We start from the raw sequence: 24841 nt of genomic DNA, 5'->3' as shown, positions 1-24841 counted from the left end.
CGGGATACCTAATTTTAAGCGACGAGTCGCCTCAGCATCCGAGTGCCCGATTCTGCAGCGTGTCGGTGTAGCAATGGCACTCATGACAATGACCGCCACAATCGCGGCGGCCATGTGCCTGTGAGGCACGCCCAGCGATGCCCCACGGGCGTCGCTGACGACGCTTGCGCGCCGACACGCTACGACGTCAGAACCTGTGGCGCATCCCGACCCGGGCGACGAGCTGATGGTTGTTCGACGAATCGCCGAGGGCGCCGATATCCGCCACCGCCGCCGCGCCCGTCGAGCTGGTGCCGCTTGCCGTCTGGTACGTGCCTTCCATGTAAACGTCCGTGCGCTTCGACAGAAGGTAGTCCAACACCAGCGAGAACTGATTGTACTTCTGGTCGCCGATGTCCCCGCGCACTGCGTTGCCCTTCGTGTAGTTGTAGTCACCCGCCAGAAGTAGCGCCGGCGTGAATCGATAGGACGCGTTCAATTCGAAGTCGTTGAAGGTCGCCGTCGCGCCGCCGAACGCACCGATATTCTGGTACTTCGTGTTCGAATACACCGCGCCAATCAACGCCGGTCCGATCTGATAGCTGCCGGCCGCGGCGATGATCTGCAACGAATTCGCGGGTTTCGCCCCGAGATAGCCGGAATTCAACGAGTTGAACGTCGTCGGGTTCATGTTACCGTTCAAAATGGCGCCCGGTGCAGACGGGTTCTTGAAGTACTCGTACGCCACGCCGAGCCCGATGCCGTTGTGGTTATAGTTCGCGCCCAGCGTATAGCTGCTGGACTGCGAGATTTCACCGGCGACACCGCCCAACGAGACCGTCCCGCCGAACTGCAAACCGCGGAAGTTGGGGCTCGTGTATTTGATCGTGTTGTTCGCGCGGACCGAGTGATTGACGTTGTCGATGTCGCCCGGATGCTCGGTGCTCGAACCGCCATACGAAAGCGCGAAGCCGTAGCTGCCGATGTAATCGTTGACGCTGTCGTACTGCCGGCCCAACGTGACCGCGCCGTAGCTCGCGCTGGAGATGCCAACGAACACCTGGCGGCCGAAAGCCGTGTTGCCCTGGCCAAACGCGCCATTGCTGATGTTCATACCGGATTCCAGCGTGAAGATCGCCCTCAGGCCGCCGCCCAGATCCTCGGAACCTCGGAAGCCCCACCGGCTGCCTTGCAAGCCCGAGTTGGAATCCACCTGAAACTGACGGCCGCCGACATTCTTTCCGTTCACCACGTTCTTGGCGTTCGTGTTGATCATCAATCCTTCATCAAGAAGCCCGTACAGCGTGACACTGCTCTGTGCGTTCGCGTGCGTCGCACAAACAGCCAGTATCGGCAATGCCAGTAGTGATTTTTTCACTATCGCCTCTATTCTCTTTGGTATGCGGTTGTCAGTTTATTCATTGCATATGCACTACTAACTAATATATTGAATTACATATAGTTCTGAAGTTATCCTCCGTATCGACTGCCGGTTAAATCGACCTCCGTCAAAGCGGCACGCCGTGGCGTGCCGTTCGATCGCTCTCATGCAAATTCAGGCGAGGAATGCGCCCTCGTTGGTGTACAACGCTTGCCCTCTCAAGTAGCGGGATTTCGGGCTGTATAGAAACTGAACCAGGCGAGCCACTTCTTCAGGCTGCCCGCGCCGGCCCAGCAATGTTTTGCGTTCGGCGTGGTGAGCCGGTTCGGTGTCGCCTGCCGAGTGGTCCCGCACGGTGCTCATGCGCATCAAACTAAACGTCGAAGCCACTAGATTCGCGCAGCGTCCGGGTCTGGCTGCCGGTGAGGAACTGGACGAGGGCGCGTGCCAGCTCCGGGTTCGCGGCCTTGCTGCTGACGGCTGCCGAATAGACCGTCGACAGTTCGAATTCCTTGGGCAACAGCCCAACCAGCGAAACGCCTTGCGTATACATGATCTCGGTCACCTGAGTACAGCCGATCAGTCCGGGTTCGCTGCTTTGTGCCAGGTTCGCCATGGCCACCGCGCCGCTCGGAAAAGGCCGGAAGAACGGCTCGACGTTGTCGTAGATGCCCATCTTCCGCAACACGGCAACGAAATGAATGCCGGCGGTGGCGCGCAGCGGGTCGGGAAAGTAGACCCCCTTCGAGCGTTTCAAACTGGCGCTCAATTCCTCCCTATCGGCGATGGCCGGAAGCGGTTCGCCGGTGCGCACCGCGAGGCCGGTTTCGACACGTCCCAGCTCGGCGCGCGAAGCGAATTCCACGCGTCTCTCCAGGTCCAGCTCCGCGATCATTTTCCCGGTCAGGATGATGACGTCGCAAGGTTCGTCGGCATCCAGTTTTTCGCGGATCGAGTGGACCGCGCCGAAGGTGCCGTTGAGACTGGCACCCGTGCTCGAGCGGAATTCTTCCGCCAGGGCCTGAACAATACCTTTGGCCGCGCCGGCGCTCAAAATATTCAATTCCATAGTTACAGTGACTCCCGTCTGATTGGATTAATGGTCGAATGCCGCGATGATTCGCTCGGCGCTCAAGGGCAGGCTGGTTACTCTTACGCCGAGAGCATCGCGTACCGCGTTACCGATGGCCGCCGCGGTCGGACCCAGCGATGCCTCGCCCGCCCCACAAGCCGGTGCGTTCGACGGCACGATATCGACCTCGACAGCGGGAACTTCCGTGAACCGCAAGATCGGATAGGTTTCCCAACTATCGCTGGTGACGCGTTGCCGGTCGAATCGCACTTCTTCTTTCAAGGTCCAGCTCACAGCCTGTAGTGCACCGCCCTCGATCTGGTTGGCGACGCCATCAGGGTTGATGACGATGCCCACGTCCACCGCAATGTTCAGTCTGGTGACCACGATCTGCACGCCTGCCTCGATGCGTGCCACCACCGCGCAATACGCGCCGGAATTTTTATACCGTGCCACGGCCATGCCATAGCCGATGCCTTCCTGCTTATCCCTTTCGTGCCAGCCGGCGCGCAGCGCCGCGCGCTGCAGCACGGCTCGGGCGCGGGGATCCGACAAATACCGCAAGCGCCATTCGAGCGGTTCGCTGGCGCTCGCTTCGGCCAGCTCGTCGACAAACGACTCAAGCGCGAACACGTTGGCGAATGCTCCTAACGAACGCAACGACGAGGTTCGCAGCGGCATGCTCAGCACCCGGTGATTCACGATGTTCCACGCGGGAAAATCGTAGAACGGCACCGCATTACGCTCGGCACCCCCACCCGCGGCCAGCGGGGGATTGACTGCCGCGGGCGCTTCGAACGGCGTCTCGAGATGCCAGGCGCCCAGCAATGCAGGGGTGCTGCCGCGACCCGGCCGCGTGCCATGGCCGTTGCTCCAGACGCTATGACGCCACCCCACCACGCGATCGCCCGCATCGAGATCTGCCTCGAGTTCGATCACCATGGCTGGGCCGTACGGCGCCCATGCCAACTCGTCCGCCCTGCTCCACTGGACTCGAACGGGCTGGCCGCCCGCGGCGCGCGCCAGCCACGCGGCATCGTAGGCGACGTCGTCGGCCGCGTTGTGCCCATAACAGCCGGCGCCTTCCGCGTGCTGCACCACCACGGCCGATTCCGCCATGCCGAAGCTCAACGCCAGGTCGGCGCGCAGATTGAAGATGCCCTGACTATGACTCCACACCTCCAGGCGTTCGCCGTCGAATCGAGCCAATGCGCACGAGGGGCCGATCGAAGCATGCGCGAGGAACGGCTTGTCGCAGGTCATCTTCATGGTGCGTGCCACGTCGGGGGCGGCGCTTTGCCGGTTGGCCACTACGGTGGTTTCCACTGATTGCTGCTTCAACCAGACGCTCAACTTCTGTTGTTCCGGAAGGGGCTCGCTGTGCTGCCAGCGGGCGTGCCGGCGCAGCTTGTCAATGGCTTCGACGGCGGCGCGTTGCGACGTGGCCAGCACGCCCACCAGCGAGCCGTCGCGTATCACTTGCAGCACGCCGGACACCGCGCGTGCTGCGCCATCGTCGAGCGCGAGCAGGGTCGTTGCGCGCGAGGCCGGACGCAGCATGCGTCCATGCAGCATGCCCGGCAGCTCGATATCCTGGATAAAGCGCGGAACCGCCAGGAATTTATCCGCGAGATCGTCGCGCGCCACCGGCGCGCCCACGATGGTGTAGGCGGCGGCCGCTTTCACGGCAATCGTGCAATCGACATCAACGTCGAATTGAACATCGCCGGCGATGGCCCAGTAACTCGCGACACCGCCGTGAGGCGCCTTGATCTCACCGCGCTTCACCGTTAATTGATGCACCAGGTCCGTCGACACTTGCAGCAAACGCGCAGCACGTTCGAGCAACAAGGCCCGGGCGTGCGCGCAGGCGTGTCGCAACGCGGTGCCGGCGTGTTGTATCGAAAGACTACCGGAGGTGACAGCCTCGTCGGGACTCGCCGCCGTGTTGGCCGGGCGCATGCGAATCTGGTCGATGCCGACATCCAGTTCTTCGGCAACGATCTGCGCGAGCGCCGTGACGATGCCCTGGCCGAACTCGACCTTGCCCGAAAACACTTCGACGTATCCCTCGCTGGAGAATCGCAGCCACGCGCCAAGGCAAGGATTGGCGCGCAGACTCTGCGGCCGCTCGCTGACCGGGACGCCTGTCGCTTCGGTGGAGACGGCGGTGAGTGCGTTCACAATGACGAGGCGGCACGCAGCACTGCGCGCACGATGCGATTGTGGCTGCCGCACCGGCACAGATTGCGGTCCAGGGCCTCTCGAATCTGGGCGTCTGTCGGGTGCGGACAGCGCTCGAGCAGCGCCGCCGCGGCGATCAGCATGCCCGAGCTGCAGTAGCCACATTGCGCGGCTTGCTCGGCGATGAACGCCCGCTGCAAGCGATGCGGTGCCCGCGGGTTGCCCAAACCTTCGACCGTGGTCACATGCTTGCCCGCCAGAGCCCAAAGCGGTGTGTCGCATGACGCCACCGCAAAACCGTCGACCAGGACGAAACACGCACCACACTGGTTTTCTCCACAGCCGAAACGCGTGCCTTTGAGTTTCAGTTCATCGCGAAGCACGTCGAGCAGGCGGGTGTCGCCGTCCAGATCGAACCCATGCCCGGTCCCGTTGACCGTAACCGGAATGCACGTAGTCGCGGCCATGGTCACTGGTCGACCTTCGCACCCGAAACCTTGACTACCTGCGCCCATTTTTTTATGTCGTCATTCATGAATTGCGTGAACTGAGCCGGATTCATCGACATCGTGTCGGCGCCCTGTTTCTGCCAGGACGCCTTGATCTGCGGAGTGGCGACGATCCGGGTCAGCGCGGCGTTGAGCTTGTCGACCGCCGCAGGCGGCGTGCCTTTGGGCGCCATCAGGCCGAGCCAGATCACGGCGTTGTACTTAGGCACCCCGGACTGATCGACGGTTGGCAGATTGGGCAGCAGGTCCGAACGCACCGTGCCGGTGGTGGCCAGCGCCTTGGCCTTGCCGCTGCTGATAAAGCCCGCCATGGTGGTGGTGGCATCGAACATCATGTCGACCTGGCCGCCGATTACGTCGGTACGTGCATTCGAGCTGCCCTTGTAAGGCACATGCAGGATCGAGACCCCGGCCATCTGTTTGAACAGCTCGCCGGCCATGTGATACGGCGTGCCGTAACCGGACGAGGCATACGACAGTTTGCCTGGTTCGCTCCTCGCCAGCTTGATCAGGTCGGCGACGCTATTGACCCCCAGACCCGGCCGTGTCACCAGCACCAGGTCGGAAGAATTGATCGGTGCCACCGGCACGAAATCGCTCATCAGCTTGAACGGCTTCCTCGTGTAGAGCGTTTCGTTGACGGTGTGCGTGTTGGAGATCAACAGCAGCGTATAACCATCGGGCTTCGACTGCGCCACATACTCGGTGCCGATAATGGCGCCCGCGCCAGGCCGGTCGTCGACGATGAACGACTGCTTCAATTGAGCGCTGAGTTGTTGCGCGACGATGCGTGCGTATACGTCGGCGGACCCGCCTGCCGCGAATGGCACGATGATGGTGACCGGACGGCTCGGATAGTCGTCGGCTGCAAAGCTCGCGATCGATGTCGACGCCAGTGCGCCAAGCGTCAAGGCCTGGCCCATACACCGGCGAAAGGAGCGAGTGCTCCAACGATTGTTCATGACGTGCCTCCTGGTATTTATAGTCCGCGTCGCCACTGCGCGCCGCAGTAACGAGACGCCCGCCCGGCGTGGTGCGCGCGAGCGCCTGATCATTGAAAAAGATGCCGCGCGCTACTTATCCAATGGTATTGACGAGGGAGCCGAGGTGATCGATCTCGAGCTTCATGACATCGCCCTTCTTGAGGAACCTGGGGGGCTTGAAGCCGATGCCGACGCCAGCGGGGGTGCCGGTGGCGATGACATCGCCGGGCAGCAAAGTCATGCCGGCCGAAAGGGTTTCGATGATAGTTGGGATATCGAAGATAAGGTCTTTGGTGTTGGCGTTCTGGCGCAGTTCGTCGTTGATCCAGCAACGCACGTTCAGGTTGGCGCTATCGATACCCTGGGCGGAAACCAGGTAGGGGCCCATCGGACAGAAGGTATCCAATGACTTGCCGATGAACCATTGACGATGCTTTTGCTGGAGGTCGCGCGCTGTGACGTCGTTGACGATGGTGTAGCCCCACACGTACTGAAGGGCATTGGCCCTGGAAATGCCTATGCCGGGCTTACCGATGACGACAGCGAGTTCGACCTCGTAGTCGAGTTGGGACGTGAGGTGCTCGAAGGCTTTGACGGTGGCGCGATGCGCGACCACGGTAGAAGCGGGCTTGGTGAAGACGACGGGCGCGGGCGGAGCGAACTCGCCTTGCTGGGCGGACGTGTCAAACCCGGATTGGCTGAACTCCCTCGCATGTTCGTGATAGTTCTTGCCGACGCAGAAGATGTTACGGCGCACCTCGAGCGGGGCGAGCAGCTCGTGGGCACCGATAGCTTGCCAGCGATCAGTGCGTTGCACGGCGGCGGCGAACTGCTGGTCCGGCAACGAAACCTGGGCAATGAGATCGATCATGTCACCGTCAAAGCCGGGCAGAAGGTGACGAACCTCGACGAAGCGTTGCAGGTCGTCGGCGATGACGACCGGGACGTGACGCCGGTCGATAAGCAGGGAAGCAAAGCGCATCAAATCTCCTATTGGTTACGATTGGGTTTTAATATATCCCAAACGCAACCACTCCACAAGCACTACCCGCCTCGCTAATCGGCATTCTTGCGCTTTGCGATGGAAAAAAACAACGTAGATCAGGAATTAACAAAACCAATTACAACCAATGTGTCGCGACTCACACCAGCGTGTTGTCGGTGACGGTGGCTGGTTTCGTCGCGTGCAATGAGCGGCGTTGGGCAGCGCGTTTTTTCATGCCGCGCACCCAAAAAAAGAGTTGCGCCAGGATGAGCAGAGCACTGCACGCGATGAAAAAGGCACTGATCGGGCGATCGATGAAGACGGCCAGGTTTCCGCGCGAGAGCAACATCGCGCGCCGGAAATACTCTTCGACCATAGGTCCGAGCACATAACCGAGCAGGATCGGCGCGACCTGAAAATCAAGCGCGGCGAAGATGGCGCCGACCACACCGAATACCAGCACTTCGCCAACCTCGAACAGACTGTTGTTGGTGCTGTAAACGCCCACCGCAATGAAAAACAGTGCCGACGGATACAGATAGCGATAAGGCACCCGCAGCAGCTTCACCCAGACGCCGATCAGCGGCACGTTCAGAATCACCAGCAGAACATTGCCGATCCAGAAGCTGGCGATGAGCCCCCAGAACAGGTCGGCGTGCTCGGTGATCAACTGCGGACCTGGCTGGATACCCTGGATCAACAGCGCGCCGAGGATCAGCGCCATCACGGCGTCGCCCGGAATGCCCAGACTCATGGTTGGAATGAAGTCCACCTGGGTCTTGGAATGCGACGCGGCCTCCGGCGCTGCGACCCCTTCGAGAGCGCCGCAGCCGAACCGTTCGGGTGATTTAGAGAGCTTTTTCTCGGCCGCGTAAGCGAGGAACGTGGTGATGGTAGGACCGGTGCCCGGCATCGCGCCGAACAACGTACCGATGAACGTGCCGCGCACCATCGGCAAGAACGCTTGCCTGAGCTCGGCCATGCTGGGTCGCATGTCGCGCAAGCGTACCTTGGTGCCGCTACCCACCGACTCCATGCGATTGACGTTGCGCAGAAATTCCGCCACACCGAAGAGGCCGAGCGCCAGCGCCACCAGTTCGACCTTGTCGGAAAGCTGTGGCAGACCGAAGGTCAGGCGCATCACGCCGCTGTTGACGTCCGTGCCGGCAATGCCGATCAGCAGTCCCACGGCCGTCATCGCCACGCCCTTGAGCGCCGAGCCCCGGGACATGGTGCCACCGGCCAGCAAGCCCAGTAGCATGATCGAAAACAGTTCGGTCGGCCCAAACTTGAAAGCCACGCTGACCAGTAGCGGCGAGGCGAAAACCATCACAACGATGCCGAACGACGCCGCGAAGAACGAAGCTAGCATGGCGATGCCCAGTGCCGTGCCGCCTTTGTTCTGTCTGGTCATGGGATAACCGTCCAGGCAGGTCACCGCGTGCGGCGGATGACATGGCAGGTTGAGCAGGATCGCACCGATCGCGCCGCCGTATTGAGAACCGTAGAAGATACCCGCCAGCATCAGGATTGCGGGAATCGGATGCATCGTATAGGTCAGCGGCAGCAACATGGAAATGGCCGACAACGCGCCCATGCCCGGCAGCACACCGATCAGGTTGCCGATCAACACGCCGACGAACGACCACATCAGGTTGTGGGGCTGAAGCGCGACGCCGAAACCTTGCATCAAGTCCAATAGAGATTGACCCATCATGATTCAACCCCAGGACAGCAAAGGAAACTGCAGTTTCAACGCCCACCAGAACACGACGGTGCAGATCGCACACATCGCGACGGCGAGAATGAGCGCGCTCGCCCAGGTGTTGTCCCGGTCGCCGAGTGCCGAAATGAACACGATCGCGAAGGTGGCGGGTAACAGGCCGCCGTATCGGCCCAGCACGACGAAGGCGGCGATGCCTGTCACGATGCAGCACCAGGCGCGCCATTCGGGCCGGGGCGCTGGCTCCGCAGTGTCCTGGGCGTCTGGGGCTTTGGCAGAAAATGCGATCGCGAAGCCGCACAAGACGAGAACGGTCCCCACCGCTACAGGGAAGAATCCCGAGCCCATGTGACTCAGGCTGCCCACGTTATAGCCAAGCCCGGCATAGATCGAGCCGAGGCCGAGCACGAGCATCAGGGCGCCCGCATAGAGATCTTTGTTATAGCGATGCAGAAAGCCGAATGCATGCGCCGTTTTGGTATTCACGTTACTTGTCTCCTGTAATTTGCCTTCGCGCCGGTTCTTTCCGGAGCTTGGGTACTGATAAAACGCTGTCTTTTTCGGCGTAGCGATTCACCCTCATTTTTTTAGGATTGCCACGACCTGGTTTGTCCGGTTGCGCTACGTAAGGGGTTCACGGAGCTTTCCCGCTGCTTCGCTGACGGGTCAAACGTCCTTTGTGCGACGGTATTGACAGGGACTCAGGTATCCGCTGTCGGGTCATGACATCGCTTGCTTTGAGGAATGACGGGACCTGAGGTGAGGCGGCAGGTGGCGAACCTCGATGGCGCTGTGGAGCGGCGACAACGACAAAGACTTGACGGTGGTCGATGAGCAGGGAAACAACGCGCACGAGATTTCCTATTGGTTCAATTTGGTTTAATATCAACCCAAACGGAGCCATGCTAGCAATCGATTGATTTCTCGTCAATCCAGGCAGTGCCCATGGACGGCGGTCATGATCACGCTGGCGCTGTTGCCGGCACGTCCTGGTTTGTGTTGAGCGCCTTCCATTGCGAACGTCGATACTGGGGCGGGGAAAACCGGGGACATCTGGCGGCGCGCACGAGTGAAACCAATTTGTACCAACCCTGCAGTCATTGCCTTATGATTCATGGATTCGTTACAGCTTTTTTATCCAATGCCCGAACATCCCGTTTCAGACCCGGTTTACACGCTCAAGGAAGCCCTGCTGTCCAACCTCCGCGATGGCCGTTGGCATCCGGGCGAACGCTTGCCAACCGAGCGGCAGATGAGCGAGACCTACGCGGTCGGCCGCTCGACTGTGCGACGCGCGCTGGCGCAGATGAAAGACATGGGCCTGATCACCCAGACCGTGGGCAGCGGTACTTACGTGGCCGAGGATATTGAGCAAAAAATACCCAAGGCAGCGGAGCCACAAACTGTAGTGAGTCCCGCCGAGCTGATGGACGCACGGCTGATTTTCGAGCCGGGCCTGATCGACCTGGTGGTGCGCAATGGCACGCCGGCCGATTTTGCAGCGATGGAAGCATGTTGCGTAAGCGCAGAGCAGTCAAAGACGCTCGAGGAGTTTGAACGTTGGGACGCCGAGTTTCATCACAAGATCGCGGAGGCCGCACACAACAATTTCATGGTCAGCGTCTTCAATCTGATTCTGAAAGTCCGCGAACATGGCGAATGGGGCTTGTTAAAAAAACGCAGCCTTACGCCTGAACGACGACTCGCTTATCAGCGCGAGCACCGGCAATTGCTGGCAGCGCTCAAGGAGCGCGATGCGGCCAGTGCACGCGATTTCATGGTCACGCACCTGGTGAACGTACGGCGCAATCTTTTCGACTTTTGACACGTGGCGGACAGTCTCGATCCGGCGAGCTTTAGCCGCCGGCGAGTGCAAGTGCCGCGCGACTTTAAAAGGAAGTGAGAACGATGGATATCGAAAGCTTCAAGGCTGAGTTGACCAGTACCGGCTACCAGGAAGTGCTGGAAAAAACCTACGCACCGAACCAGTTCATTGAAAAGCACAAGCATCCGTTCAGGGCGCGCGCGGTGGTCACCGCCGGCGAAATGACCATTTCGTGGGGTGACACGGTTTCGCGTGAATACCGTGTCGGCGATATCTTCGAAATCGAAGCCGGCGACGAGCATTCGGAGCAATACGGTCCCGCCGGCGCAACCTATCTGGTGGGCCGCAGGTTCCCCACCTGATTTCGGAATCGGAGAGTCGATCAGACAATAGAACGAGCGCCATTAGCCGGTCTAACGAATGGCAATCGGACAACGTCCGGCGTCCCGGCGAGGGCAGCACGCGTATTCGCCAGGCGCGAGGGCACTACGTCGGGCTTTGCCTCATGAGGATCGAGCAGTGAACGGTGCCAGGAGTTCTTCCGCTCTCGAAAGAAAGAGCTTCAGGACCGGAGAGGTGTTCGACCTGCTGTAGCCAATGACGAGATCAACCGTCGGTGCATCGCCTTCAAGGGGCCGGCTGACGACCGACCATGGCAGCAGATTGTTTGCGTACTCCGGCATCAACGCCAGCCCACGCGTGGACGCCACGAGCGACATTGCCATCGCGAGATTGTCGACGCCGTGGTCGGGCGTGATTTCGACCCCGCTCTGTTGCAGATACCGCTCGATCAAGTCGTGCAGCACCCTCGCCTTGTTCGACGCCATGATGAACGTCTCGCCCACGAGATCCGCCGGGCGGATCGCTGTTCGTGCGGCCAGCCGGTGGTCGCTCGGCATCAGCACAATGAGCTTCTCCCTGCTGACGACGCGATAGTCGAGATCGAATCCCGGTTCGGCCCGCAGGAACGCGAGGTCGAGCCGGCCACGCGCTAACGCATCAGCGAGGTCCGGCGAATAGCTGCTCGATACGGTGACGTCGATATTCGGCAATTCATCGCGCAGAACCTGCATGGCGCGCGGCAGCCAGGTTATTTCCTCGCCGGTCTGAAAGCCGAGCGCGAAGACCTGTTTCGCCGGCAGCGCGGCGCGACGTGCTGCCTCGATCGCGGCGTCGACCTGCGCGAGCGCCAGCCGCGCATGGTCGAGGAAAGCCTTGCCCGATGCAGTCAGTTCGACGCCGCGCGCACTGCGGCTGAACAGTTCCGCGCGGACCTCGTCTTCCAGATCGCGAATCTGTCGGCTAAGAGATGGCTGCGATGTGTGCAGACGCTGTTCGGCCGCAACCGTGAGGCTGCCCGTCTCCGCGACGGCAACGAAATACCGCAGATGTCGAAGTTCCATATGCTCCTCGCCCGCATCCTATGCCTCATAGGCATGCCCACCAGCCTACAAAGTCTTTTTGCTTTGCGCAATCGACCACTAGATTAGCGAACAAGGGGCGTCGCGGAGCCTGCCGGCAAACCACAACGAACTGGCACTCGCCCTCGCCCCCATACCTCTGATCTATATCGCAGGAGAGCCTGAAATGGACAACCCAGTCGTGGGACCTACCGAGACCGGCATGCTCGACCGGACCAGGAGCACTCTCATGAGCCACCTCGCCGGAAAGACCGCGCTCGTCACGGGCGCCTCACGCGGCATCGGCCGCGCCAGTGCGCTCGCACTCGCGAAAGCGGGCGCACAGGTGCTCGTTCACTACAGCAGCGGGGAAAAGGCTGCGGATGCTGTCGTCGCCGAAATCCGCGCGGCCGGCGGCAACGCCCAGAAAATCGCCGCGGATCTGCGCGACGCAGACGGGCCGCATACGCTCGCAAAACGCGTACGCGCTGTCGTCGGCCACCGTCTGGACATTCTGGTGGCGAACGCCGGCATTTCAAAGGCCGCAAGCATCGAGGAAACGACCGTCGAAGATTTCGACGACCTGTTCGCCGTGAATGTGCGTGCGCCTTATTTCCTCGTGCAGCAGTTACTGCCCGTGATGTGCAAAGGCAGCAGCGTTGTCCTGCTCTCGTCGCTCGCAGCGCATGCCGCGGTCGGCAAGCTCCCCGCATACGCGGCTACCAAGGGGGCGGTCGATACACTCGTCAGGCATTTCGCTTCGGCACTTGGTGAACGCGAGATTCGCGTGAATGCAGTTGCGCCCGGCGTCGTCGAAACCGACATGTCGAACTTCACCAGGACCGACGCGGGACGCGAGCTCGCGCTCGGCATGCAGGCATTAAAGCGCGTCGCGCAACCTGATGACATCGGCGAAGCGGTTGCGTTTCTCGCCTCGGACGCAGCGCGCTGGATTACCGGTGAAACGCTGCGTGTCGACGGCGGCTCGAAACTCTAGAGCGACCCGATTCACGCCCGTTTCCAACGGTCTTCGATAAGCCTTGTTAATCAGGTATCCATATTTATTCGAAACATCAGGGAGGACGATTACGAATTGAACGGATCTCCGAACGCACGCCATGTGCGCATCTTCATCGCGGAGAAGGGATTCGACATCCCGACGAACGACAACAGTCAATCATTAACTGGATTAGTGACGCGGTGAACCGCTCACGGAAACCTTAGGAAATCACATGTCTAAGTTAGCTCAAAAAGTGGCACTCGTTACCGGCGGTTCACGCGGCATCGGTGCGGCAATCGCGAAGCGTCTCGCCGCGGATGGAGCGCGGGTGGCCTTTACCTATGCGAAGGACGCCAGCGCGGCTTCGGCCGTAGTCAAAGAGATCGAACTCAATGGCGGAAAGGCTCTCGCGATCCAGGCGGACGCTACTGACGTCACAGCTGTCGAGGCTGCGGTCGAAAAAACTTTTGCGACCTTCGGCCGGCTGGATGTGCTGGTGAACAATGCCGGCACGGCCATTCCGAAACCGTTCGAAGACACGACATTGGAGGAGATGGATCGAGTGATCGACATCAACATCCGCGGCGTGTTCGCTACGACCAAGGCTGCGCTGAAGCACCTGGGTGATGGTGGCCGCATCATCATGATCGGTTCGGCGGTGGGCGAGCGTGCCATTGCGCCCGGGCTGGTGCCCTACGCGGCCACGAAGGCAGCCGTCAGGATGTTCACCCAGGCGCTGTCTCGAGAGTTGGGAGGCCGGCGCATCACGGTTAACAACGTCCAGCCAGGTCCGATCGATACAGATCTGAATCCCGCCTCAGGCGATTGGGCTGTGCCGCAGAAGGCGGCCACCGTACTCGGCCGCTATGGACGCGTTGAGGAGATCGCCGCAATGGTGGCTTTCGTCGCCGGCCCGGAGGCCTCTTACATTACCGGCGCGAATCTTACGGTGGATGGTGGAATGAATGCCTGAGCCCGGCAACCTACTCGGCCTACGGATCTGAAGCAGGGGGACGTCCGTGCGGACGCGACGGGGAGTCGATGAGCTAACGGAGTCGGCTCTCCATTAACGACCCCGCACAGTCACCTGGCCGCCCCCAGGCGGTTCGCAGGCGCGGCCAGTGTCTGGCTCGCTAATCACGAGATATGATTCGCCAACGCGCGGAAATATCAATTTGGTGTGCGGGATTGCGCGCTTGCGCCTCCAATGGATTTGTCGTCGCCCGATTGTCGATGATCGAAGCGGCGCAGTCGAATGGCTCCTGTTGGCCGCTTGCTGCCCCATCCTGGCGGATCAGCCAGTTTCACGCGCCGCCGGCGGCGATCCGCGGCTGCTAGTATCGATGGCGGTTATATTCGTCTGCCCGCCTCGGGGTTGATCTTCGGTCGCACGAACGCATCGGGAGGCAGTACATGCTGACGCTCTACTCGTATCCGGATCTGTTCGGCATAGCGGACAACAATCCATTCGGCCTGAAAGTCTTCGCGTTTCTTCGACTGTGCCGCCTGTCGTTCAAGCACCGGCACATTCTCGATACCGCACAAGCGCCGCGCGGCCAGTTACCCTACATCGTCGATGGTGCCGAAGTGATTGGCGATAGTGATGCGATCATGGCGCACATCAAACGCAAGTACCCGCCGTCGATCGACAACGAGCTCTCGCCCGGCCAATTGAACCTCGACCTGCTGGTTCGCCGCACGTTGGACGACTTGTACTGGCCGATGAGCTATTCCCGCTGGCGCGACGAGCGCTTCTGGCCGGCCTTCCGGGACGCGCTGCTAACCACACATCCGCAGATCGCGCCAGCCGGACTGGATGCCGCGAGGGAGTACAACCGCCAGCGGTACTACTATCAGGGCATCGGCCGCTATGAGCCCGAGCAGGTCTATGCGCGGGGTATCAGCGACCTCGGAGTAATCGCAGACCTGCTGGGCGACAGCGGCTTCGTGTTTGGCCCGCAGCCGGTGAGCCTCGATGCCGGCATCTACGGGTTTGTGGCGAATATCTACTTCTATCCGATCGATACGCCGCTGAAGCAGTACGTGCTGTCTCGGCCAAACCTGGTGCGCCATTGCCTCGCCGTGCATGACGCTGTGAAGGGTCGTGCGCAAAAGTCCGCTGTTTGAATGAATGTAGCGGGCGAACGGCTCCTGATGACCGCACTGAGCCCAATGACAACTGGTTCAGGTCGTCGACCCAAAGCGGTAGTGATGAGGCGATCAAATCACGGCTTTCGTGTGAGAAGCGGACACATTCGCCAGTGACGACCTCGATCGGACCCTCGCTACGCACGATTTCAACGTCCATTCGGCCCGAAATTGTTATGGATCCTGGGATTCAATGCGCCGTTACCCGCCGCCTGATGCGCGCCGAAGCCGCGCCGCTGTCTGCCAGCGGGCCGCAAACCGCCAGCCTGTTTCAGGGCTGGCGTTACTCGTCCCCACGGATCAGGGTTGGCGTTTGCCGCGGCCACCAGCGGGTTTGCCAGCCGGCTTACGTGAACCCGCAGCTGGCTTGCTGGCGGGTTTGCTGCGTGGCTTTTGCACGCTGAATGGGTTACCGCTGGACAAGGTTGTGCCTTTACCCGCGGCCACAGCGCGTTGCGCCGCAGGCTTGCGTTTGTTTTCGCCACTTTGCAGGCGCGGTTTTTTGCTGAGCACCTGCACGGCGCCCGGCGCAGCTTGCGGCACTTTGGGCTTCTTAGGCTTTTTGGGTTTCTTGATGATCTGGCCCGTTGCGCTGGTTTGCGGCACGCGGTGTTCGGCTTCAAAACCCGGCTCTTCTTCACGGGGCAGCGTTAGCCGGATCAGCGCTTCAATCGCGGCCAGTTGCGGCGCTTCATCGGCACACACTAGGGACACCGCCACGCCGCTGGCGCCCGCGCGGCCGGTACGGCCAATACGGTGCACATAGTCTTGCGCCACGATCGGCAGATCAACGTTGATCACCAGCGGCAGATCGTCGATATCCAGCCCGCGCGCAGCCACATCGGTGGCTACCAGCATATGTACTTCGCCCGTCTTGAAGCGCTCCAGCGCACGCAGGCGCGCGGGTTGCGGTTTGTCGCCGTGGATGGTGTCCACCGCATAGCCCGCTTCATCCAGCATGGCCGCCAGGTAATCCACGCCATTGCGGGTTTTGACGAACACCAGCGCGTGCTCCCAGTTGTTCTCAGCCACAAGGTGCATGAAGAGGTCAGGCTTGTTCTTTTTATCTACCGGCACCACCCACTGCTTGATCTTGCTGGCCGTGGCATTGGGCGGACTGACGCTGATATTGACCGGGCCGCGCAGAATGCCCGCCGCCATGGCGCGGATATCATCGGTAAACGTGGCAGAGAACAGCAGGGTCTGGCGCTGAGCGGGCAAGGCAGCAAAGACGGCGTTGAGTTCGCGCGCAAAGCCCAGATCCAGCATGCGGTCGGCTTCATCCAGCACCAGCGTTTGTACTTGATCAAACTGCACTGCGTTCTGGCGATTGAGATCTAGCAAACGGCCCGGCGTGGCAACGAGCACATCCAGGCCTTTGCGCAACTTCATCATCTGCGGGTTGATACTCACACCGCCGTAGGCGGCCAGAAATCGTAAGTCGAGGCCTTTGCCGTAATCGATAAAGCTTTGCAGCACTTGTTCGGCCAGTTCACGCGTGGGCACCAGCACCAGAACACGCGCGCGGTTGCTGGACACCGCCGGGCCGTGTTGCACTAGCCGTTGCAACAGCGGCAGCGCAAAACCCGCCGTTTTGCCAGTGCCGGTCTGCGCCTCAGCCATGACATCCTTGCCACTGAGCACAGCAGGAATCGCCTTGGCCTGCACCGGCGTGGGTGTCTGGTAATTGAGGTCCTGCACATTACGCAGCAAGGGATCTATCAGGCCAAGCGAGGCAAAAGACATTGGCGTATTCCAGGCTAAAGCCGCAATTCTAGCGGTTACCACCTGATTGCGCCGCGCAGAATCAATGGTCAAAAAGATCGACGTTGATCGCCACTGAAAAACGTAGCGGCACCGGCAAGCTGTACTACGAGACACCGATGAGCACCACTGCCGCCAGCGCCAGCCCCCATTGCATCAACTGCAAACACGCCATTGGCCACGCAACCAGCCACGCGCGCACCTGCATCGCCACCAACTTCCCAAAATAAGGCCCGAGTCCTGCCAGGCCATCCATGATCGGATCTGTCGCGGCAACGAAAATCAGGAAAAGTCGAGATGGACGAATAGGCATGCTTATTTTGCAAGATCGTAGAACTGCTACGCGACTGAACTATCCCGACCACCGTCACTCTTCATCTGCCATTTCGCTATCATGTGCATGAGTTCGACACTGCCTAAAATGATGCGGGCGCAACGAAAGCTCCTAAATCCTGGCATTGGTCGTACGATACGTTTGCTCGCTCGACGTTCCTGCTCCGCCGCGTTGGATTGATAAGAACGGCGTACCCGAAACGATCACAGTGGACAAGAGCGGCGCCAATCTGGCCGTACAGACGCAAGACATTAGCAATATCCATCTTATCTATTTGCAACACTCGCAGGCCTCAACTATGTTGAATAGTCGGAAGGCTCGGCTGCCAGGCGGGTGCCATGTCCGATATTCCTGGCACTCTTACGCGATTCCGGGTTCGTGACAATAGCAGGGAGACTCGGCTATGACGACACCGCTGCTCGGACAGATGATGGACGTGCCGCTGACGGTTTCCTCACTGCTGGCCCATGCGTCACGTCACTTCGGCACGACCGAGATCGTGTCAAAACGCATCGAAGGCGACGTGCATCGCTACACATATCGCGACTGCGAAAAGCGCGCGAAGCAACTGGCGCAGGCGCTTATCGCGCTGGATGTGCAGCCGGGCGAACGGATCGGCACGCTGGCATGGAACGGTTACCGCCATCTGGAAGCCTATTACGGCACCACAGGCTTCGGGGCCGTCTGCCATACCATCAACCCCCGGCTCTTCCCCGAGCAGATCGCATGGATCATCAACGACGCTAATGACAGCTACGTGCTGTTCGATACGACGTTCGCGCAGCTGATCGATTGCCTTGCGCCCCTCTGCCCGAAGGTGCGTGGGTGGATCGCGCTTGCCGACGACGCGCATCTGCCTGCGGTGCAGACGCCCATACCGCTCATCAGCTACGAGACGTTGCTCAAACCGCACGACGGCGCATTCGACTGGCCGCTCCTTGACGAGCGCCTGGCATCGTACCTTTGTTATACCTCGGGCACGACAGGCAATCCAAAGGGCGCGCTGTATTCGCATCGCTCCACGGTGCTGCACGCGTACGCCGGTTCGCTGCCGGATGCGATGTGTCTATCGGCGCGCGACTCGGTGTTGCCCGTCGTGCCGATGTTTCATGCGAACGCATGGGGGATACCGCATGCCGCGCCGCTCACGGGCGCGAAACTCGTCCTTCCGGGCAAGGATCTCGACGGAAAATCCCTGTTCGAACTGATGCAGGCGGAGCGCGTCACGTATTCCTCCGGCGTGCCAACCGTCTGGCTTGGCCTGCTCAACTACATGAAGGAAGCGGGCGTGCGGTTGTCGTCACTGCAACGCGTGGCGATCGGCGGGTCCGCGTGCCCGCCGGCCATGCTGCGCTCCTTCGAGGAATACGGCGTCGAAGCCATTCACGGATGGGGCATGACCGAGATGTCACCGCTCGGCACGCTCGCAACCCTCAACTGGGAACAATCACAGCGGCCGCCGGAAGAGCAGCGCAGGCTGCGCGAAAAGCAGGGGCACGCGATCTACGGCGTGGACATGAAGATCGTCGGCGACGATGGGCGCGATCTGCCGTGGGACGGCGTCGCGTTCGGCGAACTGCACACGCGCGGTCCGTGGGTGATCAAGCGGTATTTCCAGAAGGATGACTCGCCGCTCGTCGACGGCTGGTTTCCGACCGGCGACGTGGCCACGATTGACCGGGACGGTTTCATGCGCATCACCGACCGCAGCAAGGATGTGATCAAGTCGGGAGGCGAGTGGATCAGTTCGATCGAAATCGAGAACATCGCGATCGCGCATCCGGCCGTCGCCGAGGCGGCCTGCATCGCCTGCGCCCATCCGAAGTGGGCGCAGCGGCCGCTGCTCGTCGTCGTCAAACGCAAGGACGCGGAGGTCACGCGCGACGAACTGCTCGCGTTCTACGAGGGCAAGGTCGCGAAGTGGTGGATGCCAGATGACGTTGTCTTCGTCAACGAATTGCCGCATACGGCGGTTGGCAAGCTGCACAAACTGAAGCTGCGCGAGCAGTTCTGCGATCACCTGTTGCCGTCGGCGCTCGAAGTTGAGAACGGTCCGCTTGCCGACGAACGCGCAATGGGAGGCGCCCGGTCGAAACCTGCGGCGGAATAATCGGAAGGAGGCTATCAAGGGGACCGCCGCCGCACTGCCATTTGGTGCAACCGGCCGTAGCCGACCCAACTTAGCCGTTGAGCGATTGCGGTCGAGGGGCGCGTCCAGGCTCGGAAAGAGACATTGATTTTAGAGACGGACCACCCTACTTTAATTCTGACGGCCAGTTCGCCAAGTCCCGGCCCGACAGCGCCATATCGCCCGGCGTTACCTTTTTGTCGCCATCCGCCCTTTGCTTTTGGCGTGGAGCGCGTCCCTACGCCGTAACCGTCGGCAATCCGATTCGATAGTTTTTCCAACCCGAGCGGCCATGGCCGCGTGATCGTCAAAAAGTCCTGCTGGAAAGCGCTGAATCCAGCTTGAAGACCGTCACGGCTTCGCGCATCCCATTGGACTGCGCGGCCAGCGACTGCGCTGCCGCCGATGCTTCCTCGACGAGCGCGGCATTCTGCTGTGTGACATCGTCCATTTGCGCTACTGCCCGGTTCACCTGTTCGATGCCAGCGTGCTGTTCCTCCGACGCCGCGGTGATCTCGTTCATGAGACTGGCCACGCGTTTTACTGAGGCGACTACCTCGTCGATCGTGCCGCCAGTCTCGTCCACCAGCTTTGAGCCTTCGTTGACATGGGCAGCAGACTGGCCGATCAGCTCCTTGATTTCCTTCGCGGCACTTGCGCTGCGCTGCGCGAGACTGCGCACCTCGGAAGCGACCACCGCGAATCCACGCCCGAGTTCGCCAGCGCGCGCCGCTTCTACCGCAGCGTTTAGCGCAAGAATATTGGTTTGGAAGGCAATCCCTTCGATCACGCCGATGATCTGCTCGACTTGCTTCGACGACCCGGAAATCCTGTGCATTGTCTCGACCACACGCCGGACCATTTCGCCGCCGCGCTCGGCGGTCGTCGAAGCGTTCACCGCAAGCATGTTCCCCTGACGTGCGTTATCGGTGTTGTGCTTCACGGCCGTAGTGAGTTCGCCCATGCTGGCGGACGTCTGCTCAAGCGATGCGGCCTGCTCTTCGGTGCGCGAGGAAAGATCCATGTTACCGACTGCAATTTCCCTGGCCGCGGTATCGATGGCGCGCGCACCGTCTCTCACCGCACTGATCGTTTCGACCAGTTTGCTTTGCATTGCCTGAAGGCCGTTCATCATCTGACCCATTTCGTCGGATGAGCGAACCTCGACGCGTGCGGTCAGATCGCCCTCGGCAATCGCCCTGAAATGATGGAGCGCCTCCTCTATCGGGCGACCGATCGCGCGTTGCAGCGATCGCCATGCAAGCGCTGCAGCCACCAGCGCGAATGCGACTCCCGCTATCGCAATACCGACAAACCAGTCAAAGCGCGTCTCGGCCCGAACATAAGACGACTGCGCGGTCTTCGCCTGTGTCTGCTCAAGCGCATCGATTCTACTGGTGACATCGCCGTATTGCGCCGCTGACATAGCTGACACGGCAGATGAGATTTTGACCGCGTCTGCGGACGCAATAGCCTGAAAAACCGGCTCGTAACCGGTCGTCACGAGATCTTTCAATCGTTGATCGACTTCGCCGGCGCCTCGCTCTTCGTCCGCGTCTGAAAACGGCAACGCGCGATATGCGACCCACGCGTTCTTTGACCGATCGAGTTGGTCTTTTGCGTTCTGCGCGAATTTCGACACGTCGGACCCAGCGGGGTTGAGCGCGATGCGGAATATCCAGAGGCGCGCTCTCGCGAGTGCGATGCTTGTTTCGCTGAGTGCGACCGACGACGCAAGCTGATTCGAATAGAGCCGCTGCAGGTCGCTGTTGCTCATCGCGACACCGCTGACGCCCATTGTCCCGCCGGCAATCAGCAGGACGCTCAGGAAGCCCATCGCCAACGCCAGGCGACGGCGGATTGAAAGCCCTTTAATCATGATGGAAGGAAGTGGCAGTCACGTCTTTATTGCGTTGACATGGGAACGGTATGTCGGAAACGGCTGTCGCGCAAACGGCAACCACGTATGTCTGCTCAACGGCGATGTACATTGCCTCTGACCTTCCAGATGACAGGTTGCTTTCGAGAAGCATATGAACCTCCATATCCATATTTTCACCTCTATCTATTGCATATGGAGTAGCCGGCACTTGCGGCATTTGGCTATTCTCCAACAACGGTATTGACACGAATAGACGATCCCTTCGTATGCGTGAATTACGGCCCGCCGGTTAGAAACTTAAGATCGGCGTGTGACGCTTACTGATCCTGTGGGCGGGACTGCGGCCACCGCCCCGGCCACCGCTCAGGCCCGTCAGCAGGCATCATCAAACGGCTGAACGGACGCAAGCCGATGGTGACCCGACGCTCTCGCGCATAGCTGCTATGCGTCTCACGCACAGGTCAATTCGAACACCCCTCGGCATAATTTGACGCGCAGCGCGGCGCGAGCTTCTTTCGACGCATCTGCCACGCACGACGACAAAAATGATAGGCGCCCACTGCCTGATGGAGATACACCTCATGCAACCTTGGTACAGCACCATGGCGCCCGCCCAGCGCCGGACTTTCTGGGCTTGCTTTCTCGGCTGGGTTCTCGATGCGATGGACGTGCAGTTCTTCGCATTCGTCATTCCGACCTTGTTGACCACGTGGGGATGACAAAAGCGCAAGCCGGCGTGATCGGCACCTCGGCACTGGTTTCGTCGGCGATCGGCGGCGTCATCGCCGGCGTGCTCGCGGACCGCATCGGCCGCGTGCGCGTACTCAAGCTTGCGATCCTATGGTTCTCGCTGTTCACCGGGCTTTCAGCCTTTACGAACAGTTTTCATGAACTGCTTCTCACGCGCAGCCTGCAAGGTCTCGGCTTCGGCGGCGAATGGGCGGCGGGCGCGATCCTGATCGGCGAGGTTGTCGACAAGCGCATTCGCGGCCGCGCGGTCGGCTCAGTGCAAAGCGGCTGGCCGGTCGGCTACGCTTTGGCGGCGCTTGCTTACTGGGTACTGTTCCACCTGTTGCCCGAACATCTCGCGTGGCGCGCGCTCTTCGTGATCGGCCTCTTGCCCGGCCTGCTCGTGCTCTGGATGCGCCGCAACATCGACGAATCGGAAGCATTCGAAGCCGCCGCCGCTTACCGCGACAAACGCAGTTCTTTCGAAACCTTTGCGAACATCTTCGCGCGGGACGTGATCTCGCGCACCGTGCTTGCTTCATTGATGGCGGCGGGCGCGCTCGGCGGCAACTACACGATCCTCACGTGGCTCGTCACGTATCTGCGTGAGACGCAAAGCCTGACGGTCAACCTCACGACGCTCTATCTGGCCGTCAACATCTTCGGCTCGTTCTGCGGCTATATCGGCATGGCGTATCTGAGCGACGGCATCGGCCGACGTTGGACTTTTGCACTGTCCGCAGCCGGCGCGACGTTGACAGTGCTGGCCTATACCCTTCTGCATCTGCCGCTCTCCACACTGCTCGTGCTCGGCTTCCCGCTCGGATTCTTCCAGTCGGGCATCGTTTCGGGTATGGGTGCCTGCTTCACCGAGCTGTTTCCCGCGCACATTCGTGGATCGGCGGGCGGCTTTTCGTACAACTTCGGCCGGGGCATCGGAGCGCTCGTGCCCGCGGCCGTCGGCATGACGAGTGCATCGGTCGGACTCGGGGAGTCGATCGGCGTGTGGGCTGCCGTCTCCTACGTGCTTGTCTTCGTCGTCGCCGTGTTCCTGCCAGAAACCCGTAACAAGGAGCTTGAAGTCCATGTCTGAAACCCCACAACTGCGCAACGGCGGCCGCATCCTCGTCGACGCGCTTGCGCACAACGGCGCCGATACCGTCTACTGCGTGCCCGGCGAAAGTTATCTGGCCGTGCTCGATGCGTTGCACGACGCGCATGGCATCCGCACCATCACGACTCGTCATGAAGGCGCCGCTTCGAATATGGCGGATGCGTACGGCAAGCTCACGGGCCGCCCCGGCATCTGCTTCGTGACGCGCGGCCCGGGTGCGACGCACGCGAGCAACGGCGTGCACACCGCCAGCGAAGACTCGACGCCGATGATCCTGTTCATCGGGCAAGTGGAGCGCGGCTTCATCGGACGCGAGGCGTTTCAGGAAGTCGATTACCGGCAGATGTTCGGCGGCATCGCGAAGTGGGTCACGCAGATCGACAGCATCGAGCGCATCCCCGAAATCATCGCGAAGGCGTACAGCGTGGCGATGTCGGGCCGTCCCGGGCCGGTCGTGATCGCTTTGCCCGAGGACGTGCTGTTCAATTCCGCCGAGGTGAATGACGCGCTACCCGTGCGCATCGCGCAGGCTGCGCCCGAGCCGCAGGCGATGGACGCGCTGCGCACCTTGCTCGCCCAGGCCGAGCGTCCGCTCGTGATTGTCGGCGGCACCGGCTGGAACGCCGACGCCTGCGCCGCGCTCAAGCGTTTCGTCCACGCCAACCGCTTGCCGGTGGCGGCCTCGTTCCGTCGTCAGGACCTGTTCGATAACCGCGATCCGCACTACGCAGGCCAACTCGGACTCGGCGTGTCGCCCAAACTCGCGCAGCGTGCGCGCGACGCCGACTTGCTGATCGTGATCGGCTCGCGGCTCGCGGAGATCACCTCGTCGGGTTACACGGTGTTCGAAAGCCCCGTGCCGAAGCAGACGATGATTCACGTGCATGCCGATGCCGAGGAGCTGGGCCGCGTCTATCAGGCGCGCCTGCCGATCAACGCGTCGCTGAGCGCGTTCGCGCTGGCACTCGACGGTGTGGCGCCGATCGCGGCCGCGCAGCAGCAGCGCTGGCACGCGTGGACCGAGACGGCACGCGCAGACTACGTCGCGCACTCGACGCCGCAACCGGGCAGCCCGGAAATCACGGGCGTCGATCTCGCGCAGGTCGTCGCTCATCTGAACGACGTCCTGCCCGACGACGCGGTGATCTCAAACGGCGCGGGCAATTACACGGTCTGGGTCCATCGCTTCTACCGTTATCGCAGCCTCGCGACGGAACTCGCACCGACCAACGGCGCTATGGGCTACGGCTTTCCGGCGGCGATCGCGGCAAAGCTCCGGAACCCGGAACGTCAGGTCGTCTGCTTCGCGGGCGATGGCTGTTTCATGATGTACCCGCAGGAACTCGCGACGGCGGTCCAGTTCGGCGCACCGCTCATCGTCATCCTGGTGAACAACGGCATGCTCGGCACGATCCGCATGCATCAGGAGCGCGAGTATCCGGGACGCGTGTCGGCGACGCAGTTCGTCAATCCCGATTTCATCGCGATGGCGCGTGCGTTCAACGCGCATGCCGAGTTGGTTGAGCGCACGGAAGATTTCCCGGCGGCGTTCGAACGCGCGCAGCGCGCGGGCGTGGCGGCGCTCATCGAGCTGCGCACCGACCCGCGGCAGATCACGCCGGCTAACCGTTTGAGTGCATGAGGCCGACAATACAGATACGCACATGTCGAAACCGCGCTGCCGCTCGCGCGCCTCGAGGG

General features: G+C 61.1%; 22 protein-coding genes and 1 pseudogene. 9 read left to right on the top strand and 14 right to left on the bottom strand.

Annotated elements, in window-relative coordinates; all coding sequences use genetic code 11:
* Window positions 1-187: 187 nt before the first annotated feature.
* The 9 genes from P0D84_RS25805 to P0D84_RS25765 form a co-directional block, all read right to left on the bottom strand.
* Window positions 188-1357 carry a porin gene (locus P0D84_RS25805; RefSeq protein WP_408341494.1) on the bottom strand — a complete coding sequence of 390 codons (1170 nt, stop codon included), beginning with the start codon at window positions 1355-1357 and terminating at the stop codon, window positions 188-190.
* Window positions 1358-1534: 177 nt separating this feature from the next.
* Window positions 1535-1723: an SDR family oxidoreductase gene (locus P0D84_RS25800; protein WP_408341493.1), complete on the bottom strand. Its 189-nt coding sequence runs from the start codon at window positions 1721-1723 to the stop codon at window positions 1535-1537.
* A 10-nt stretch (window positions 1724-1733) separates the two neighbouring features.
* The gene (locus tag P0D84_RS25795; RefSeq protein WP_408341492.1) at window positions 1734-2414 is read right to left on the bottom strand and encodes a molybdate ABC transporter substrate-binding protein; all 681 of its coding nucleotides are present in this window, start codon (window positions 2412-2414) and stop codon (window positions 1734-1736) included.
* Between the two features lie 42 nt (window positions 2415-2456).
* Window positions 2457-4616 carry a xanthine dehydrogenase family protein molybdopterin-binding subunit gene (locus P0D84_RS25790; protein WP_408341491.1) on the bottom strand — a complete coding sequence of 720 codons (2160 nt, stop codon included), beginning with the start codon at window positions 4614-4616 and terminating at the stop codon, window positions 2457-2459.
* The gene (locus tag P0D84_RS25785) at window positions 4613-5083 is read right to left on the bottom strand and encodes a (2Fe-2S)-binding protein (RefSeq protein ID WP_408341490.1); all 471 of its coding nucleotides are present in this window, start codon (window positions 5081-5083) and stop codon (window positions 4613-4615) included. The genes P0D84_RS25790 and P0D84_RS25785 overlap by 4 nt, the downstream gene beginning before the upstream one ends.
* Before the next feature lie 2 nt (window positions 5084-5085).
* Window positions 5086-6087: a tripartite tricarboxylate transporter substrate binding protein gene (locus tag P0D84_RS25780; protein ID WP_408341489.1), complete on the bottom strand. Its 1002-nt coding sequence runs from the start codon at window positions 6085-6087 to the stop codon at window positions 5086-5088.
* Window positions 6088-6202: 115 nt separating this feature from the next.
* Complete coding sequence (locus P0D84_RS25775; protein WP_408341488.1) at window positions 6203-7090, bottom strand: fumarylacetoacetate hydrolase family protein; 888 nt, start codon at window positions 7088-7090, stop codon at window positions 6203-6205.
* 160 nt (window positions 7091-7250) lie between these two features.
* On the bottom strand, window positions 7251-8810 hold the full coding sequence (locus P0D84_RS25770) for a tripartite tricarboxylate transporter permease (RefSeq protein WP_408341487.1): 1560 nt from the start codon (window positions 8808-8810) through the stop codon (window positions 7251-7253).
* Between the two features lie 3 nt (window positions 8811-8813).
* Window positions 8814-9230, bottom strand: a complete 417-nt coding sequence (locus P0D84_RS25765) for a tripartite tricarboxylate transporter TctB family protein (protein ID WP_408346001.1) — start codon at window positions 9228-9230, stop codon at window positions 8814-8816.
* 700 nt (window positions 9231-9930) lie between these two features.
* Between P0D84_RS25765 and P0D84_RS25760 the strand changes: the two genes are divergently transcribed.
* Together P0D84_RS25760 and P0D84_RS25755 are read left to right on the top strand one after the other, a co-directional pair.
* Window positions 9931-10641 carry a FadR/GntR family transcriptional regulator gene (locus P0D84_RS25760; protein ID WP_408341486.1) on the top strand — a complete coding sequence of 237 codons (711 nt, stop codon included), beginning with the start codon at window positions 9931-9933 and terminating at the stop codon, window positions 10639-10641.
* Window positions 10642-10724: 83 nt separating this feature from the next.
* Window positions 10725-11003, top strand: a complete 279-nt coding sequence (locus P0D84_RS25755; RefSeq protein WP_408341485.1) for a cupin domain-containing protein — start codon at window positions 10725-10727, stop codon at window positions 11001-11003.
* A gap of 141 nt (window positions 11004-11144) precedes the next feature.
* On the opposite strand, the gene P0D84_RS25750 is transcribed toward P0D84_RS25755, so the two are convergent.
* Complete coding sequence (locus P0D84_RS25750) at window positions 11145-12044, bottom strand: LysR family transcriptional regulator (protein ID WP_408341484.1); 900 nt, start codon at window positions 12042-12044, stop codon at window positions 11145-11147.
* Between the two features lie 247 nt (window positions 12045-12291).
* On the opposite strand from P0D84_RS25750, the gene P0D84_RS25745 reads away from it, so the two are divergent.
* From P0D84_RS25745 to P0D84_RS25735, 3 genes are all read left to right on the top strand, one after another.
* The gene (locus tag P0D84_RS25745) at window positions 12292-13038 is read left to right on the top strand and encodes an SDR family NAD(P)-dependent oxidoreductase (RefSeq protein WP_408345998.1); all 747 of its coding nucleotides are present in this window, start codon (window positions 12292-12294) and stop codon (window positions 13036-13038) included.
* 235 nt (window positions 13039-13273) lie between these two features.
* Window positions 13274-14014: an SDR family NAD(P)-dependent oxidoreductase gene (locus tag P0D84_RS25740; RefSeq protein ID WP_408341483.1), complete on the top strand. Its 741-nt coding sequence runs from the start codon at window positions 13274-13276 to the stop codon at window positions 14012-14014.
* 440 nt (window positions 14015-14454) lie between these two features.
* Entirely contained in the window at window positions 14455-15168 is a 714-nt protein-coding gene (locus P0D84_RS25735) for a glutathione S-transferase C-terminal domain-containing protein (protein ID WP_408341482.1), read from the top strand.
* A gap of 321 nt (window positions 15169-15489) precedes the next feature.
* Here P0D84_RS25735 and P0D84_RS25730 read toward each other — a convergent pair whose 3' ends face one another.
* From P0D84_RS25730 to P0D84_RS25720, 3 genes and pseudogenes are all read right to left on the bottom strand, one after another.
* Window positions 15490-16935 (bottom strand): DEAD/DEAH box helicase, encoded by a 1446-nt coding sequence (locus tag P0D84_RS25730; protein WP_408341481.1) that lies wholly within the window; start codon window positions 16933-16935, stop codon window positions 15490-15492.
* Window positions 16936-17059: 124 nt separating this feature from the next.
* Entirely contained in the window at window positions 17060-17266 is a 207-nt protein-coding gene (locus P0D84_RS25725) for a hypothetical protein (RefSeq protein WP_408341480.1), read from the bottom strand.
* A 26-nt stretch (window positions 17267-17292) separates the two neighbouring features.
* Window positions 17293-17469, bottom strand: a pseudogene (locus P0D84_RS25720) (IS6 family transposase); the annotation flags it as partial.
* A 221-nt stretch (window positions 17470-17690) separates the two neighbouring features.
* Here P0D84_RS25720 and P0D84_RS25715 point away from each other — a divergent pair.
* Window positions 17691-19397 (top strand): 3-(methylthio)propionyl-CoA ligase, encoded by a 1707-nt coding sequence (locus tag P0D84_RS25715; RefSeq protein ID WP_408341479.1) that lies wholly within the window; start codon window positions 17691-17693, stop codon window positions 19395-19397.
* A 325-nt stretch (window positions 19398-19722) separates the two neighbouring features.
* Here the strand turns inward: P0D84_RS25715 and P0D84_RS25710 are convergent, their stop codons facing one another.
* Window positions 19723-21294: a methyl-accepting chemotaxis protein gene (locus P0D84_RS25710; RefSeq protein WP_408341478.1), complete on the bottom strand. Its 1572-nt coding sequence runs from the start codon at window positions 21292-21294 to the stop codon at window positions 19723-19725.
* Window positions 21295-21878: 584 nt separating this feature from the next.
* Here P0D84_RS25710 and P0D84_RS25705 point away from each other — a divergent pair.
* From P0D84_RS25705 to P0D84_RS25695, 3 genes are read left to right on the top strand one after another with little or no spacing between them, the layout of a single operon-like run.
* Window positions 21879-22016 (top strand): hypothetical protein, encoded by a 138-nt coding sequence (locus P0D84_RS25705; protein ID WP_408341477.1) that lies wholly within the window; start codon window positions 21879-21881, stop codon window positions 22014-22016.
* On the top strand, window positions 22013-23119 hold the full coding sequence (locus P0D84_RS25700) for an MFS transporter (RefSeq protein ID WP_408341476.1): 1107 nt from the start codon (window positions 22013-22015) through the stop codon (window positions 23117-23119). The genes P0D84_RS25705 and P0D84_RS25700 overlap by 4 nt, the downstream gene beginning before the upstream one ends.
* On the top strand, window positions 23112-24782 hold the full coding sequence (locus P0D84_RS25695) for a thiamine pyrophosphate-binding protein (protein WP_408341475.1): 1671 nt from the start codon (window positions 23112-23114) through the stop codon (window positions 24780-24782). The genes P0D84_RS25700 and P0D84_RS25695 overlap by 8 nt, the downstream gene beginning before the upstream one ends.
* The last annotated feature ends 59 nt before the right edge of the window (window positions 24783-24841 follow it).

It is taken from the genome of Paraburkholderia sp. RL17-337-BIB-A, from assembly GCF_046025895.1.
Classification (GTDB): Bacteria; Pseudomonadota; Gammaproteobacteria; order Burkholderiales; family Burkholderiaceae; genus Paraburkholderia; species Paraburkholderia fungorum_C.
This window is presented reverse-complemented; position numbering and strand designations above follow the sequence as displayed.